Annotated in this window: 15 protein-coding genes and 2 pseudogenes; 15 read left to right on the top strand and 2 right to left on the bottom strand. The window is 47.9% G+C overall.

Annotated elements, in window-relative coordinates:
* On the bottom strand, positions 1-855 hold the full coding sequence (locus DXA13_RS14345) for an SDR family oxidoreductase (RefSeq protein ID WP_243009151.1): 855 nt from the start codon (positions 853-855) through the stop codon (positions 1-3).
* Positions 856-1,194: 339 nt separating this feature from the next.
* Between DXA13_RS14345 and DXA13_RS14350 the strand changes: the two genes are divergently transcribed.
* A complete protein-coding gene (locus DXA13_RS14350) occupies positions 1,195-2,307 on the top strand; it encodes an NrtA/SsuA/CpmA family ABC transporter substrate-binding protein (RefSeq protein WP_118245344.1) in 1,113 nt (370 codons plus the stop codon).
* 337 nt (positions 2,308-2,644) lie between these two features.
* Here DXA13_RS14350 and DXA13_RS14355 read toward each other — a convergent pair whose 3' ends face one another.
* Positions 2,645-3,856, bottom strand: a complete 1,212-nt coding sequence (locus DXA13_RS14355) for an ROK family protein (protein WP_118245346.1) — start codon at positions 3,854-3,856, stop codon at positions 2,645-2,647.
* Positions 3,857-4,208: 352 nt separating this feature from the next.
* Between DXA13_RS14355 and DXA13_RS14360 the strand changes: the two genes are divergently transcribed.
* The 14 genes and pseudogenes from DXA13_RS14360 to DXA13_RS14425 all read left to right on the top strand — a co-directional run bounded on the left by DXA13_RS14360 (position 4,209) and on the right by DXA13_RS14425 (position 16,978).
* Positions 4,209-4,991, top strand: a complete 783-nt coding sequence (locus DXA13_RS14360) for an ABC transporter permease (protein WP_243009152.1) — start codon at positions 4,209-4,211, stop codon at positions 4,989-4,991.
* Positions 4,991-5,770 carry an ABC transporter permease gene (locus DXA13_RS14365; RefSeq protein WP_118245348.1) on the top strand — a complete coding sequence of 260 codons (780 nt, stop codon included), beginning with the start codon at positions 4,991-4,993 and terminating at the stop codon, positions 5,768-5,770. Before DXA13_RS14360 ends, DXA13_RS14365 begins: the two co-directional genes overlap by 1 nt.
* Positions 5,746-6,501, top strand: coding sequence for an ABC transporter ATP-binding protein (locus DXA13_RS14370; protein WP_118245350.1), 756 nt, complete (start codon positions 5,746-5,748; stop codon positions 6,499-6,501). The genes DXA13_RS14365 and DXA13_RS14370 overlap by 25 nt, the downstream gene beginning before the upstream one ends.
* Before the next feature lie 10 nt (positions 6,502-6,511).
* Complete coding sequence (locus DXA13_RS14375; protein ID WP_118245352.1) at positions 6,512-7,255, top strand: ABC transporter ATP-binding protein; 744 nt, start codon at positions 6,512-6,514, stop codon at positions 7,253-7,255.
* 40 nt (positions 7,256-7,295) lie between these two features.
* Positions 7,296-8,309: a zinc-binding alcohol dehydrogenase family protein gene (locus DXA13_RS14380; protein WP_118245354.1), complete on the top strand. Its 1,014-nt coding sequence runs from the start codon at positions 7,296-7,298 to the stop codon at positions 8,307-8,309.
* A 17-nt stretch (positions 8,310-8,326) separates the two neighbouring features.
* The gene (locus tag DXA13_RS14385; protein ID WP_243009153.1) at positions 8,327-9,232 is read left to right on the top strand and encodes a DMT family transporter; all 906 of its coding nucleotides are present in this window, start codon (positions 8,327-8,329) and stop codon (positions 9,230-9,232) included.
* 36 nt (positions 9,233-9,268) lie between these two features.
* Positions 9,269-10,390 carry an iron-containing alcohol dehydrogenase family protein gene (locus DXA13_RS14390; protein WP_118245356.1) on the top strand — a complete coding sequence of 374 codons (1,122 nt, stop codon included), beginning with the start codon at positions 9,269-9,271 and terminating at the stop codon, positions 10,388-10,390.
* Positions 10,391-10,409: 19 nt separating this feature from the next.
* Positions 10,410-11,236: pseudogene (locus tag DXA13_RS14395) on the top strand (transketolase).
* 1 nt (position 11,237) lies between these two features.
* Positions 11,238-12,190, top strand: a pseudogene (locus DXA13_RS14400) (transketolase C-terminal domain-containing protein).
* A complete protein-coding gene (locus DXA13_RS14405; RefSeq protein WP_243009154.1) occupies positions 12,187-12,684 on the top strand; it encodes an RpiB/LacA/LacB family sugar-phosphate isomerase in 498 nt (165 codons plus the stop codon). Before DXA13_RS14400 ends, DXA13_RS14405 begins: the two are co-directional and overlap by 4 nt.
* A 74-nt stretch (positions 12,685-12,758) precedes the next feature.
* On the top strand, positions 12,759-13,439 hold the full coding sequence (locus DXA13_RS14410; protein WP_118245358.1) for a transaldolase family protein: 681 nt from the start codon (positions 12,759-12,761) through the stop codon (positions 13,437-13,439).
* A gap of 11 nt (positions 13,440-13,450) precedes the next feature.
* The gene (locus tag DXA13_RS14415; RefSeq protein ID WP_118245360.1) at positions 13,451-14,518 is read left to right on the top strand and encodes a transaldolase family protein; all 1,068 of its coding nucleotides are present in this window, start codon (positions 13,451-13,453) and stop codon (positions 14,516-14,518) included.
* 263 nt (positions 14,519-14,781) lie between these two features.
* The gene (locus DXA13_RS14420; RefSeq protein WP_118245362.1) at positions 14,782-15,768 is read left to right on the top strand and encodes a Gfo/Idh/MocA family oxidoreductase; all 987 of its coding nucleotides are present in this window, start codon (positions 14,782-14,784) and stop codon (positions 15,766-15,768) included.
* A 70-nt stretch (positions 15,769-15,838) separates the two neighbouring features.
* The gene (locus DXA13_RS14425; RefSeq protein WP_118245364.1) at positions 15,839-16,978 is read left to right on the top strand and encodes an MBL fold metallo-hydrolase; all 1,140 of its coding nucleotides are present in this window, start codon (positions 15,839-15,841) and stop codon (positions 16,976-16,978) included.
* Positions 16,979-17,003: the final 25 nt, after the last annotated feature.

The following is a 17,003-nucleotide window of genomic DNA, read 5'->3' on the forward strand; positions in this document are numbered from 1 at the left end:
CTATACGCCCGAATATGCGTTAAAACCGCCGTCTATGGGAATGACAGCTCCCGTTACAAAGGAGGATACGCCGGGGGAAAGGAGATACAGGAGCGTACCGCCCAGTTCTTCGATCCGGCCGAACCGGCCCAATGGAGTATTGGACAGAATTTTATAGGCGCGGGGAGTATAATTTCCACTGTCATCCAGAAGATTCTTTTCATTCTGTCCGGTGATGAAAAATCCGGGGGCAAGAGCATTCACGCGGATGCCCTCTTTTGAGAAATAAACGGCCAGCCATTCCGTAAAGTTGGTGACGGCTGCTTTTGCGGCGCTGTAAGCCGGCAGCTTGGTCAGCGGCTTAAATGCATTCATGGATGATATATTTATAATGCTGCAGCCTTCTTTTTCGATCATATCCCTGGAAAATACCTGAGTCGGCAGCAGCGTTCCGATGAAATTCAGATCCAATACGAACTGAAAACCAGATTGTTCGATATCGTAAAAGGTTTTGACATCCTCTTCGGCAGAGTAGTATTCCTCCTCTGTATTGCCTTTTGGGTGATTCCCTCCGGCGCCGTTGATCAGAATATCGCAGGGACCGAAATCTTCCAGTATCCGGCAGTGCACCTGCTCCAGATCACGTTTGTCGAGGACGTTCGCCCGATATGCTTTGGCGGTACAGCCGTTTTCGACAATTTCTTCTGCATAGGAAAGAGCCTGCTGCTCATTGATATCGAGAAGAGCAATTTTGGCGCCTGTTCTGGCGAGCATTTTCGAAAAATAGCTGCACATTACACCGCCTGCGCCTGTAACGATAATGACTTTGTCTGTAAAATCAGCGGAAAAGGGCAGTTCCGGAAGTGACATAAGCATTTGTTTCATCCTCCTAATATTTAATTATTTAGTTAAATTAATTATATGATTAGAAGGAAGATTTTACAAGAGTAAAGATAAAAAAACGAAATAATTATGCAAAACACACAAAATAATGAGGGAATTTATGGCAAAAAGTATGTATTGGGAATTTATGGCAAAAAGTATGTATTGACTTTAATTGGACAGCTAATTATAATTAAAATCAAGTTAGTTGCTCAACGGCTTTAAATATTAATAAATTTAATTAATTTATTATTTCCAAATTGATAAAAAGTATTAAGAAATGTAAATCAAAGCCGAAGGGAAATGAAAAAATAAAAACAAGGAGGAAAACAAATGAAGAAAAACCTGTTAGTGACAGCGATTGTTCTCGCATCAGCATTGGCTCTGGCAGCATGCGGCGGCGGAGGAAAATCAGAAGGCAGTTCCGGCGGGTCCGGCGAGGGAAAAGAAGGAAAGATGCAGATCACCCTGAGCCACCAGCCGTACAGCCACAGCCTTCCAAGCTATATTGCGGAAAAGGAAGGAATGTTCGAGGCTGCCGGACTGGAGACGAAGATGCTGATGTTTACATCTGGCCCGGCACAGAACGAAGCCCTGGCAGCAGGGGAATGGGATGTGGGAGCCATGGGATCCCCGCCATCTATTATGGGAGGCGTTGCTCACAATCTCCATGTGATCGCACTCTCTGCTCCTGATACAGAGGCTGTTACCATCTGGGCGCGTCCGGACAGCGATGTGGCACAGATCAGCGGAAAAGTGGACGGATATCCTGATATTTACGGTGATGCAGACAGCTGGAGAGGCAAGACGATCCTCTGTCCTACGTCTACAAGCGCCCACTTTACATTGATTGCAACGCTGGAAAAAATGGGCCTGACCGATGAAGACGTGGAAATTATCAACATGGACGTGCCTCAGGCATTCACCGCATTCAAGGCGGGGCAGGCTGATATCGCGTGTCTGTGGGATCCGCAGGGATTCTCGGCAGCAGAAGAAGACTGGGTATGTATTTCTTCCGGCAAGGCCACGGGAGAAGTGATGCCTACCGTTGTGGTAGCTTCCGATAAGGCCATCAAAGAAAAACCGGAAGAAGTGCTGGCATGGCTGGATATCTATTTACAGGCCAGTGAAAAGTACACGGACAAACTGGATGAACAGTCTCAGCTGCTCTACGATTTCGGCAAGGAAAACGGTCTGGAACTGGATCTGGAAATCGCAAAGAAGAGCGCGGAGAAACGTCCGCTTCCAACTCTGGATGAAGAAATCGAACTGTTCAAGGGCGAGTACGGCCAGAGAGAAGTAGACAAACAGATGGGCAAGGTTATTGACTTCTTCGTTTCCCAGGGAAAGATCGAAGAGGCTGACAAACAGGCTTTGATGGACAATACGTTTATTGACGGACAGTTTATCGATAAGCTGGCTGAAAAGTACGGAAAAAATAAGTAAGCTATAAGAAGCAAGCGATTGCAGCAGATATTACTTAGATATTATTTAGAGCAGACATCGCGGTAAGATACATAATAGGGTGTTGCGAAAAGGAATAAAGTATTGCCACTGATACCAGATGAAGTGACTTGTCCACTGTCTGGAACGGAAACTGGTATCAGTGGCACAGCTAATTCGACTTTTTGCAACACCCTTTTTAAATACGGCCGACAAGCAATAATAATGCCCCCGATACCAGATGAAGTGACTTTACGGCCGCTTTAAAACCCGTTCTGATATCGAGGGCATTGTGTGATTTTTCTCAGTTACAACTCGTTCGCAGCCTTTTGATTTAACCTCAGCTTCCACCGCTTTTAATCAGCAGCTCTTCGATGACAACGGCAGCAGCGCCGATATAGAGCCTCTCGCTGTTCAGCGGGCTTTTGGCGAACAGGGCGCTTTCAATTTCAGGATTAATTCCCTGAATTTCCTCTTTGAAAAGCTGAATGATCTCATCGCTTTCGAAGATATCTCCGTACAGAATGATCCGGTCGGGAGCCAGAATCTGGATCGCATTGTTGGTCGCTACGGCCAGAGCGTGGCAGGATTCCCTTAAATAAGACTGAAGGGTCGGATCCTGTACCTTCAGATAGTGGAGGATATTGTCTTTGGAAGGCGCTCCGTATTTTGCGGCTGCTTCCTTTAACAGGCTGCTGTTGCCTTTGGAAGTCAGATACAGAATCAGATTGATGATGCACTCCAGGGAGATCTTCGTTTCCAGACAGCCTACATGACCGCATTTGCAGCGGATTCCGTATTGGGAGTCCACGTAATTGTGTCCCAGCTCGGAAGACCGGTAGTTGTGTCCCTTGAAAAGCGCTCCGTCAATTACAGAAGCGGAACCGACACCAGGTCCCCACTTGAGTATCAATGCGTTCCGGAAGGAGGAACTGTCGCAATAGAGAAGTTCCGCGCGCAGATAGGCGCATACATTACTTTCCACAAAAACAGGAAAGGGCAGCTCTTTTTCCAGCAGTTCCTTAAATGGAACGGGAGTATCGAACAAGGTAAATGAATGGAGGCTGACTCCGTCCACGTGATTTACCGGTCCAAGGGTGGTGACACCTGCTCCCAGAATATCTGAGGGCGATATGTTGTTGATCCACAGCAGATGAATGCAGCGCTGTGCGATCGCCCTGAAAAAGTCCTTCGGTTCCTGCGGGGGAAGAAGAAAAGATTCAGCTGCTTTTACATCCCCGTGCAGATTGACAATCGAAAGCGTGATGCTGGATCCGTGAATGTCAATGGCCAGAATCAGCTTGTAATCGTAATTAATTGCGATAGGAGAGCGCTTCCTGCCGACTTTGGATGAAGAGGCCACGCTTTCCTGCTGCAGGATCAGCCCCTGCCTTAAAAAATCATTGCAGATTGTGGTTACGGTCGCCTGCGTCAGAGACAGGCGGTCGGAGATCGTCGTCCTGGAAAGCGGCGTGTCCGAAAAGAGCAGGCGCAGAACACAGGAACGATTTGTGATTTTTACATTTTCTAAATTAAGACCCTTAGGATACATAAGACCTCCTGAAAATAATAATTAATTCAAATAAATAATAAAATATTTCCATGTGAATATATATAAAGTCATTATAATATAAAGGAGCAATAAAAACAATAAAAGAAAGTAAAAACGTGATATTATACAAAATATTGTGGATTATTTTATAAAATATGACAATTGATTTCAAAGAAAGACGTAACTATAATATTAATTAATTAAATTAAATAACTATTACAGAGGACAGCAAAAAGCGCAAAAAAGAAATCCAGAACAAACGCTGAAATGGTTCGCGCATATAGAGGGGAGGAAATAAAAAACCATTTGCAGTAAAATGATTAACCTATAAACATTAAGGAGAGGTGGTATTTTGAAAAGCAAAAATGAAAAAACACAATTAGTATTGCTCAGCCTGCTGGGAATTGTCCTGTTCTTCGGTACATGGGAGATGTGCATTCAATGCGGGCTCGTTTCAGAACGAGTGATGTGTGCGCCGTCTACGGCGATTAAGACATTTATAACAAAGCTGACCGTATCAAAACCGGATGGAGCGACTGTTATCGTCCATTTCCTTACAAGCCTGAAGCTTTCTCTGGCCGGATTCCTGACCGCGGTTATCATAGGAGTTCCGCTAGGGCTGTTTATGGGATACTTCCGGATCATGGATTCCCTTCTGACACCTTTATTTGAAATTGTCCGTCCGATTCCTCCGATTGCATGGATCCCGATCGTAATCCTGACGCTTGGAATCGGCTTTCCGGCAAAAGTATTCATCATTTTTATTTCCGCATTCGTGCCCTGCGTCATCAATTCCTATCTGGGAATCAAGCTGACGAACCAGACATTGATTAACGTGGCAAAGACCTTTGGGGCCAGCGAGTGGCAGATATTTACGAAGGTATGCGTTCCTTCTTCCATGTCCATGGTATTTGCAGGCGTCAGAATTTCCCTAGGCAATGCCTGGTCCACCCTGGTAGCGGCGGAAATGCTGGCTTCCACAAAGGGACTTGGATATATGATTCAGATGGGACGTACGCTGATCCGTCCCGACATCATCGTAGTAGGTATGGCGACGATCGGATGTACAGGCGCTCTGATGGCCTGGATTCTGGGACGTTTCGAAAAGAAAGTTGCACCATGGAGGTATAAATAATGGCAAAAACAGAAAGACAAAAACTATATATGTTCCTGCCGGTCGTATCCATCGGAGCATTTCTCATCATCTGGATTGTCCTGGCGGGAAAGGAAGGATCGCTGCTTCCGACGCCTGTTGCTACGGCGGTAAAATTTGTAGATATTCTTTTTCATCCGATATCGAATGCAACGCTGATTGTACATATACTGGCCAGCCTGCGGAGAGTTATGATCGCTTTCGTGGCGGCCGTGATTACAGGCGTAGGCCTGGGCGTGGGCCTGGGCTGGAGCGCAAAGTTCAATGCAGTGTTTGGAACGATTTTTGAAATTCTCCGTCCGATTCCTCCGATTGCATGGATTCCGCTGGTGGTTATGTGGTTTGGCATAGGAGAAATGCCGAAAATCTTCATCGTATTTATCGGCTCCTTCATTCCGATCGTACTGAATACATGCTCCGGAATCAAGGATATCGATCCTCTTCTGATCAATGCGGGAAAGACGCTGGGAGCCAACAAGCGCCAGCTCCTGATGGAAATTGCACTGCCGGCAACGGTGCCTGCAATTCTCGCAGGTATCAAGACAGCCCTTTCCAGCGGCTGGATGTGCGTTGTAGCGGCGGAAATGATCGTGGCGAAGCAGGGCGTGGGATTCCTCATCGTCCGCGGCCAGGAATCAGGAGATACGGCATTGATCGTCGTCTGCATGCTGGCGATCGGAGTTGTAAACAGCATATTGTCATTTACTCTAACAAAATTGGAAGGAGTGCTTTGTCCATGGCAGTTCTCAAAGACAAAATAAAAATCAAGAATTTATCGAAAACCTTCTACCAGAAGGATAAGACGACTGAGGTCTTAAAAGACGTGACGATCGATGTAAAAGAGAACGAATTCCTTGTTCTTTTAGGGCCTGGACAGTGCGGAAAGACGGTGCTTCTGAATATTATGGCCGGCCTGGAAAAACCGACGTCCGGAGCGATCGAGTTCGTAGACGGGAAGCCGAAAATGGGCGACTTGGGGATCGTATTCCAGCGGTATGCGCTGTTTCCGTGGAAAACCGTTATGGGAAATGTGGAGATGAACCAGAAGCTAAAAGGCGTGAACAAGGAAATAAGGCGTAAAAACGCTCAGAAATATATCGACCTCGTAGGACTTCAGGGATTTGAAAAGTCCATACCAAAACAGCTTTCCGGCGGCATGAAGCAGAGAGTGGGGATCGCAAGAGCGTATGCCAGCGAATCGGATATCATGCTTTTGGACGAGCCGTTCGGCGCTTTGGATGCCCAGACGAGGTATTCCATGGAAGACGAGATATTAAAAATATGGGAAAAGGACAAGCGTACCGTAATATTTGTCACCAACAATGTAGAGGAAGCAATTTACCTGGGCGACAGAATCATCCTGCTGGGAGGTCATCCGACCGGTGTGAAAAAGGAATACGTTCCGGATCTGCCGAGGCCGCGAAATTATACGGATGACGCGTTCCTCAAGCTGAGAAACGAAATCGTAGCCAATACGGACCTGGCACTATAGGAGGGCGATTATGAGTGAAGATGTAAAAGTAAAAGTCAGAGGTCTGACGAAGTGCTTCGGCGATCTGAAGGTTCTCGACGATATATCGTTTGATATAAAAAAAGGTGATTTTGTATGTATTGTAGGGCCAACCGGCTGTGGTAAAACCACGTTTCTGAACCTTCTCGTAAAGCTTCTGGAACCCACGAAAGGCGATATCCTGATAGACGGAGAACCGGCAGATCCGAAAAAGCACAACCTGTCTTTCGTGTTCCAGGAACCATCCGCATTTCCCTGGCTAACAGTGGAAGAAAACATCAGATACGGTCTGGAGACAAAGGGCTGCAGCGCCTCCCTGATCAAAGAGAGAACAGACGAAATTCTGGGACTGCTGGGGCTGGAAAAATTCAGAAAATCGTATCCTCACGAGCTGAGTACGTCAACAGAGCAGAGAATCGTAATCGGAAGGAGCTTTGCTCTTCATCCGGACCTGCTTTTGATGGATGAGCCTTATGGACAGATGGATATTAAAATGAGATATTACCTGGAAGACGAGGTAATCAAGCTCTGGAAAGCGACGGAGAGCACGGTCATTTTCATCACCCATAACGTAGAAGAGGCGGTGTATCTGGCTGACAAATGTCTGATCCTGTCACAGAAGCCGACTACAATAAAGGAAGAGCTTAAAATTGATCTGCCGAGGCCGCGGGATATTTCATCCAAGGAATTCGTGGATCTGCGTGAGTATGTAACGTCACAGATTAAATGGTGGTAAAGGAATGAATAAACAGAGGTAGAAGAAAGGGGATACATTCATGAAAGGGATTTATATTGAAGAGCCGGGAAAAATTGAAATTAAGGAAATCGAGGAGCCGCAGGCAAAAGCGGGAGAGGCACTGATCGAAATCAAGTCTGTAGGAATATGCGGATCTGATGTGACGGCTTTAAAGGGGGCCAACCCGACGATGACCTATCCGAGAATTATGGGCCATGAGGCAGCGGGCGTGATAAAGGAAATCGGAGAAAACGCCAAAGGCCTGAAGGCGGGCGACAAGGTTGCTCTGGAACCGTATTTCTACTGCGGCGAATGCTATGCATGCAGAAAAGGCATTTTCAATAACTGTGAGAACTTAAACGTGCTGGGCGTCAGAATGGAAGGCGCCATGGCGGAGCGGGTGTCCCATCCTGTTAAATATTTACATAAGCTTCCTGATGACATGACATGGGAAGAGGCGGCAGCCGTGGAACCTCTGAGCATTTCCCTTCACGGAGTGCACAGGACGAACGTGAGAGGCGGAGAATTTGTTGCGATTTTCGGCGCAGGTACGATCGGCCTTCTGGCAGCTTTGTGCTGCAAGGCATACGGCGCAAAACCGATCCTAATGGACGTAATGGATGAAAGGCTTGCATTTGCCAGGAAACAGGGCGTGGAATATACCATCAATCCTGCGAAAGAGGATGCGATTGAAGCGATCCGTAATCTGACGGGAGGAGATATGGCCCCTGTCGTACTGGAATGCTCCGGTTCTCAGAAAGCGATTAACGATGCCATGGAAGTCGTATCCAATTCCGGCCGAATCGGCCTTGTCGGATGGGCAAAGGGAGTGATTGACTTTAACCAGCCGAGAGTACTCAGAAAAGAGCTGAATATTTTCGGAAGCCGCTGCAGCTATAATGAGTTTCCGGAATGCATCGACATGATTTATAACAAGAGAGTGGATGTTATGCCGCTGATCGATGTACGCAATTCTATAGAAGATACTATGCAGGGATTTAAGGATCTGATGGCGGCGCCTGAAAAGTATCTCAAGATTGTAGGTGTCTTCTAGGATGAGCAGAAAAAAAAGTGATTCCGCTTTTTCTTCTGGCTCTCATATGGGGCTGTTATTATGTGGCCAGCCAGAAGGCCGTCGGAAAGATGTCCGTATTTACGGTAGGAATCGTAATCCGTTTTATCACATTCCTTCTTCTGAGCGTCCTGATGACAAAGAGAAGGGAAATGAAAGATCTGCTCCATGTGGACGGCGTTCTTTTAAGGCTGCTTCTAATCGGCGTTCTCGGATTTCTTCTGGATCTTACGGCCTTTGTAGGATTGACACTGTCACCGGCCGGAAGCGGAACCGCACTTTTAAAATGCGATATCCTGTTTGTCAATCTGATTTCCGTAATGATCTATAAACAGAAGTTCAGCCGCCGGGACTGGCTGTACACCCTCGTCATGCTGTTTGGAGTCCTGATGGTCATGGGAATCGATTTGACAACGTTTCGTCTGGACGATGCAGGCAATATCTTCTTTATTCTGAGCGCCCTGTTCGTATCCATCAATGCATTTGTCATCAAGAGCGTACAGCTGGATAAAAGAAATCCTGTAAAGGATGACGTGGTGGCCTTTTACAACAATTTCGTGACCATGCTCCTGTTTACGGTCACATCCCTGATTATGGGAACGGCAGGACAGCTGAAACTGATGTTTTCCGATGGCTTTCTGCTGAAAGCCCTGATCTGCGCAGGAATAGGCCAGACCCTCATTTACGTTGTCTACTATTATGATCTGAGGCGTTTTCCTGTATGGCTGGTCAAGGTATTTCTGCTGCTCATGCCGGTGGTAGCGACGTCCATTTCCTTTCTTCTCTTCGATGAAACGATGGGCGGAAAGCAGTATGCCGGAATGGCAGTCGTGCTGATGGGAGCGCTGGGAATCCTGATGGAACAGAAGAAAAAGGATGCAGGAGAACTGGAACATGCGATGTAACTTTGCGGGAATGATTCCTGCGGAACTGGAGGAAGTATGAAAGGTAAATATAAATTCTGTATGCCGACAGATGTGCGGTATGAAAGCGGTCTGTCGAAAAAACTGAACGAATACATAGAAGGTAAAAATGTTTTTATAATTTCTGATCCGTTTCTTTATCAGAACGGTACGGCAAAAGCGATCGGTGATACGATGGAAGGAAAAAATGTGGCATATTTCAGCAAAATCGAGCCAAATCCTTCCTGTGAAAGCGTGGACGAGGCGGCAAATGAGGCCAGAGCCATGGGAGCTGACTGTGTAGTAGGCCTGGGCGGGGGAAGCTCACTGGACGTCGCGAAAATCGTATCCTGCCTCATTACAAATGAAGGCAGCATTTATGATTATTATGCTGGAGGCAGCAGGAAGCTGGGAAAGAGAACAACAGGTCTGATCTGTATTCCAACGACCGCCGGAACGGGAAGCGAAGTGACGAATGTAGGCGTATTTACAAATAAAAAGGCGGGAATCAAAATGCCTATGGTTACGGATGAATTCTGGGCCGACTATGCGGTGATCGATCCGGACCTGACCATGACGCTTCCGCCTGCAGTAACGGCTTCCACGGGAATGGATGCATTCTGCCATGCGATCGAAGCCTATTGGAATAAAGAATCCGTGCCGGTGTGCGATATGCTTTCTCTGGGGGCGGTAAAGATGATTCTGGACAATATCAAAAAGGCATACGAACAGCCGGATGACAGGGAAGCCAGGGGAGCCATGATTACGGCCAGCCTGATTGCAGGAATCTCCTTCAGCCAGACGAGGACGACAGGTATTCATGCAATCAGCTTTCCGCTGACGACGGAGTTCGGAGCCAGCCATGGGACGGCGTGTTCAATTACCCTGCCTGCATTTATCCGCGTAAGCCGGGAGCAGGAAGGCGAAAAGATGCTGCGTATGGCACGGTACGCCGGTTTTGACACGGTCGACGCCTTTGCCGACGGCGTAGAAGAACTGATGAAGAGCATGAATATGCCCGTCCGCCTCAGCCAGTTGGGCGTGAAAGAAGAAAATCTGGAGCACATCGCCGAGGTAGGCCTGGGAGCAGCCATCATTCAGCTGACGCCGGCTGCCATGAACAAGGAAACGGTGTGTGCGCTGTTAAAATCCATATTATAGAAGGCGGCGAGGTGAAAAAATGAATAAAAAAACAGAAATGCTTTATGAAAAGGCCGGAGAAATCCGAAAACTCACCCTGGAATCCGTCGGAAAGCTGGGAGTCGGCCACATCGGAGGTTCCCTGTCTCTCTGCGAGATACTGGCAGCACTGTATTTCGACGTGATGAACATCGATCCTGAAAATCCGAAGATGGAGGAGCGGGACAGGCTGGTTCTGTCAAAAGGCCACGGCGGACCTGCACTTTATGCGGCTCTGGCCCTGAGCGGCTACATGGACGTCAAAGAACTGGATACGTTAAACCGGCCGAATACGAACCTGCCCAGCACTGCGATATGAAACGGACGCCGGGAATTGATATGACGACGGGTTCCCTTGGACAGGGATTCTCCGCTGCGGCCGGAATGGCGGAAGCGGTGCGGATGGACAAAAGAAACTTATACATTTATACGATTATCGGAGACGGAGAGAGCCAGGAAGGACAGATCTGGGAGACGGCTATGATGGCAGGAAGCAGAAAGCTGGATCATCTGATCGCCTTTACCGATTACAATAAGATGCAGCTGGACGGCTATATTGAGGACGTCAACGGGCTGTATCCGCTGGATAAAAAGTGGGAGGCCTTCGGATGGCACGTGCAGTCTGTGGACGGCCATAATATAGAAGAAATTCTCTTGGCCATTGATAATGCGAAAAAAGTGACGGGACGCCCTTCCATGATTCTTCTCAATACGGTAAAGGGAAAGGGTGGATATTTCTGCGAAAACCTTGTAGCTTCCCACAATATGAATATCACGGAAGACATGTGGAAGAAGGCGGTTGCGCTGCTGGATGAGGGAGGAAATTGAGATGATGCTGGAAGACAGATGGCTGAGAGAAACGTATGTGGATCTGCTGGAAGAATATGCACAAAAGGATGACCGCCTCGTAATTGTGGAAGCAGACCTGATGAAAGCGGCCGGAACGACGAGATTTGGAGAAAAATATCCGGAGAAAACGGTAAACGTAGGAATTGCAGAGGCGAATATGATCGGAACGGCAGCAGGACTGGCCGCCATGGGAAAGATTCCCTTCACCCACACATTTACGCCCTTTTCCACCAGGAGGGTCTGCGACCAGGTCACTCTCTCCGTGGCTTATGCAGGGCTTAACGTCAAGATTATGGGGAGTGACCCGGGAGTTACGGCAGAGCTGAACGGCGGCACCCACATGAGTATGGAAGACGTGGCCGTCATGAGAAACATTCCGGGGATGACCATCGTGGAACCTACGGACAGCGCACAGCTGAGAAAAGCATTTCCGCAGATCATGTATCATGACGGGCCGGTCTATATCCGGCTGCTGCGCAGAAATGCAGTGAAGATTTTCGATGAAAACTGTGACTTCCAGCTGGGAAAGGGTATTGTGATGAGAGAGGGCGGCGACGTAACAATCATTGCCAGCGGAATCATGACTGCAGAGGCTCTGGAAGCTGCGGATGAACTGGAAAAGGAAGGAATTTATGCAGAGGTACTGAATATCCATACGGTCAAGCCTCTGGATACGGAACTGGTATTAAAGAGCGCTGCCAAGACGGGAGCCGTCGTGACGGCGGAAAACCACTCGATTCTGAACGGCCTGGGAGGCGCTGTGGCTGAAGTTCTGGGAGAAAACCTTCCAACTATTATGAAACGGATCGGAGTAAGGGATCATTCGGAGAAGTAGGGGTTACGGAATTCCTGAAGACGAAATACGGTCTGAAGGCAAAGGATATCGCAGAAGCGGCAAAGGAAGTGATTGCTAAGAAGAAAGGAACGAGATGATGGATGAAAAACGTGTAGTGATCGGTTCGGATAAGTCAGGATTTCATTTAAAGGAAGCGGTGAAGGCTCATCTGATAGAATCCGGCTATGAAGTGGAGGACGCAGGGACTTTAAAGGAAGAGGAGCCAAAGCCGTATTTTAAAGTGGCCCCTGTCGTTGCGGAAAAGATACAGAGCGGCGAGTTCCAGAGGGGAATTCTGATCTGCGGAACAGGCATGGGAATGGCGGTCGTAGCCAACAAATATAAAGGCGTTTACGCCGCAGTATGTGAGAGTACGTATGCTGCAAACAAGTGCAGGGCGATCAATGATGCCAATGTGCTCACGATGGGCGGATGGATGATCGGTCCGGAACTGGGCTGCGATATGGCCGACCAATTCCTGAACACAGGGTTTACCCAGAATCTGGAACCATGGAGACAGGAGTTTCTGAAGGGCGCAAGAGAACAGGTATATGATCTGGAAAAAGAGATATACGACAAGGCGGAAAAATAGGATATAAAGGCTGGAAAGTATCGCGGGTAATCATAAACAGGGCCGCCGCAGGCGGAAGAAAAGGAGACAGGACAATGAAATATTTTCTGGACAGTGCAAAGCTGGATGAAATTAAATACGCTTATGAAAATTACTGTATCGACGGAGTGACCACCAACCCGAGGCATATTAAAAACAGCGGAAAGCCGTTTATGCAGATCGTAAAGGACATCGCTCAGTGGCTGAAGGAGAACGATCTGGAAGGCGCCGACAAATTCCCTGTATCATTTGAAATCAATCCACATTTAGACAAGTGGGAAGACATCGTAGAGGCGGCCAGGGAAGTGGCTTCCTATTCACCAAATTATGCAATTAAGATTCCATGTACGGAGCAGGGCCTGATTGCGGCCAAGAAGCTGGAGCAGCAGGGCGTGCGGACGAACGTTACCCTGGTATTCTCTCCGTCACAGGCAATTCCGGCTGCCAAACTGGGCGCGAAGTTCGTTTCCCCGTTCGTAGGCTGGAAGGAGAACAGCGGAGATGACGCTGTCGCTTATCTGCAGAAGATCGTAAATATTTATAAGGAAAAAGATTACAAGACGGAGATTATCGTAGCGGCTGTCCGCAATGGAAAACAGATCGCCGAATTCGCTGAAATGGGAGCGGATATCGTCACATGCGGTCTGGATGTATATAAAGCCAGCTTTGAACATCCCTTTACTACATATGGAATCGGCGTTTTCTGTGAAGCATGGGACAGTACGGTCCAGGAATAGGAGGAAGGATTATGAGCAAATATTTAGGCAAACTTCATGAGTGCGCGGTGAAATTCCCGATGACTGATATCTGGATGGATTCCTGCGGAGAAGAGGAGCTGGATTACGGGCTGGAAAGAGGGATTGTAGGCGCAACCAGCAACCCGATTATCGTAGGAAATGTAATTAATAATGAGATGAGTATCTGGGAGCCGAGGATTAAGGAACTGGCAAAGGAGATGCCGGACGCTACGGAAGATGAAATCGCATGGGCCCTGATCGACGAAGTAGGCGCGCTCCGTTCCCAAAAGCTTCTTCCTGTATATGAGAAGTTCGGAGGAAAGAAAGGACGTCTTTCCATTCAGACAAATGCGAAATACTATAGAAATACGGAGAAAATGGTAGAACAGGCCATGCATTTGAACAGCCTTGGCAGAAATATGATGATAAAGATGCCTGCTTCTGAAGCCGGAATTAAGGCGATGGAAGAGTGCACATATAGGGGAGCCAGCATCAATGCGACGGTGTCCTTCACAGTTGCACAGGCCGTGGCGGTGGCGGAAGCCGTAGAAAGAGGGCTGAACAGAAGAAAAGCAGAAGGTCTTCCCGTAGATGACATGGGACCTGTATGCACGATTATGATCGGACGTACGGACGACTGGTTAAAGCAGTATGTGACAAAGACGGGAATGGTCGTAGATCCGGAAGCTTTGGAATGGGGCGGCGTAGCCGTTATCAAAGAGGCTTACAGGATTTACCGTGAAAAAGGCTATACGACGAGGCTTCTTTCGGCAGCCAACAGAAATCATTACCACTGGTCGCAGCTGATCGGGGGAGATCTGGCGCAGACGATCAATTACAGCTGGCACAAGAGGCTGAACGCGTGCGATATCGAAGTGATCTCCAGAATTGACGATCCTGTACCGGGGAACTACATGAAGGAACTGAACAAAATTTCGGAATTCCACAAGTCCTTCGATGCAGACGGCATGAAACCGGAAGAATTCGTGACATACGGAGGATTTAAAGATACGCTGTCCACATTCCTGGGAGGATACGACGACCTTTGCAGGCTGGTCAGAAAATACATGATCGGATAGTATAAAACAGTAACAGGGTGTTGTAAAAAAGAATAAAGCATTGCCACTGATACCAGATGTAGTGACTTGGCTGCTGCCTGGAACGCAATCTGGTATCAGTAGCAATGCTAATTCGACTTTTACAACGCCCTTTTTACTGCGCAAAAAGCAAATGCTTGTTCGAATATGCGGGATATGGTATAATATCTATAGTATAGATATTATATCTGCCAAGCCGATATGGAGTGAATGCAGAGTATAAATAAGGTCAGGAGGACAAAGATATGGTTCGTATAGCAATTCTGGGCGCAGGAAATATTGCCGGAATTATGGCGGAAACATTAAACGGTATGAAAGCGGCAGGAAACGACCGGTTTTTCATGTATGCTGTGGCGGCAAGGGATAAAAAACGTGCGGAAGCCTTTGCTCACGCGTATGGATTTGAAAAATTCTACGGCTCGTATGAAGAAATGGTACAGGATGACAGGGTGGATCTTGTTTACATCGCAACGCCCCACTCTCATCACGCGGACCATATCCGGTTGTGCCTGGAACATGGAAAACACGTGCTCTGTGAAAAGTCATTTACGGTTAATGCGAAACAGGCGAGAGAAGTCCTTCATATGGCGGAGGAAAAGAAGCTCCTTCTGACAGAGGCCATATGGACGCGGTATATGCCTATGAGAAAAATGATCCGGGAAGAGATCGATTCCGGAATTATAGGCAGGACCTGTATGCTGACGGCAAATCTGGGATACAGCATTGCAGGAAAAGAGAGGCTGAAGAAGCCGGAGCTGGCAGGAGGGGCGCTGCTGGATGTGGGGGTCTATCCGTTAAACTTCGCTGTTATGGCTTTTGGAGATGATATTGAAGGGATTGACAGCAGCGTGCAGCTGACAGACCTGGGGGTGGATGCACAGGAAAGTATAACCTTCCGTTACCGTGACGGCCGGATGGCGGTTCTCAATGCCACCATGACAGGAATGAGTGACAGAAAGGGAATAATATACGGCGACAAGGGATACATGGAAATCGAAAATATCAATAATCCGCAGAAAATTACGGTTTATGGAAGCGACAGGGAGATCGTGAAGGAAATCGCGTGCCCTGAGCAGATTACCGGATATGAGTATGAGGTAGAGAGCTGTATAGAGGCTCTGGAAAAAGGATGGATCGAGTGCCCTCAGATGCCTCACGAGGAGACGATCCGGATGATGGAGATGATGGATGGGCTGAGAAAATCATGGGGAATCACATATCCCGGAGAATGAGAGCCGAAATCATTTGAAATTTCGAGCAGAGAAAAAAGACTAAAGATTAGATGACAGGAGAATGACGGCTATGAAGGACAGAATCAGATATTATCTGACATTATTGGCTCTGACAGCAGCTCTGATCGCAGGAAATACAGGATGCAGCCAGGCGTCAGGAGGGGCAGCGGCAGATTCTGAAAGCGGAGTACAGGCAAAATCATCAGCAGCAGGAGAAATCGAACCTCTGACAGTGACGTTTATCGACGTGGGGCAGGGAGATTCGGCGCTTCTGCAGTGCGGCGGCCATAATATGCTGATCGATGCAGGGAAAAATGACAGAGGCATCGAGCTTCAGGATTACCTTCAGAGCAAGGGGATAAAGAAATTTGATTACCTCATAGGAACTCATCCGGACGAGGACCATATCGGCGGACTAGACGTCATTATTACAAAGTTTCAGGCTGATCACGTTCTGATGCCAGATAAAAAATCGGACACCAGGACATACGACGATGTGATACAGGCCATCAGGTATAAATCCATTTCTCTGGAACATCCGGAAAGGGGAGACACGTTTTCACTGGGGGATGCAGAGGTTACGGTTCTCGCTCCGTCGGGAGAAACGTACGACAATACGAATAATTACTCGATTGTGCTGATGGTACGGCATGGAGACAACAGGTTTTTGTTTACGGGTGATGCGGAAGAAGAGGCGGAATATGATATGCTGGAGGCTGGAATGGATCTCAAGGCTGATGTGCTCAAAACGGGCCATCATGGCAGCCGGTCGTCTTCCGGCCAGGAGTTCCTGGATTCGGTATCGCCGGCAGCGGCCGTAATCAGCTGCGGGGAAAACAACAGCTACGGCCATCCCCATGCCGAGACGCTGAATAAATTCCGGTCTATGGGAATTAAGGTATATCGTACGGACGAAGAGGGCGCCATAGTGGCAGAAAGCGACGGAACGAATATCTCTTTCAATGTGCCGCCTTCTGACAGCTGGGTGGCAGGAGAGCCGAAAGGATCGTCGGCAGAAAATAAAAGAGACAGCGGTGCAAAAGGGGAAAAGAAAGAGACGTATGTGCTCAATACCAAGACGAAAAAATTCCATTACAGCTGGTGTGACAGCACTGCACAGATGAAAGAGGAAAATAAAGACACGAAGACGGCAAATCGTTCTTCTTTGATTTCAGAGGGATATGATCCGTGTCAGAAATGCAGGCCGTAGCGCGTAAGGGAAATGGAGGAAGACA

It is taken from the genome of Clostridium sp. AM58-1XD (assembly GCF_003464085.1).
GTDB lineage: Bacteria > Bacillota > Clostridia > Lachnospirales > Lachnospiraceae > Lachnoclostridium_A.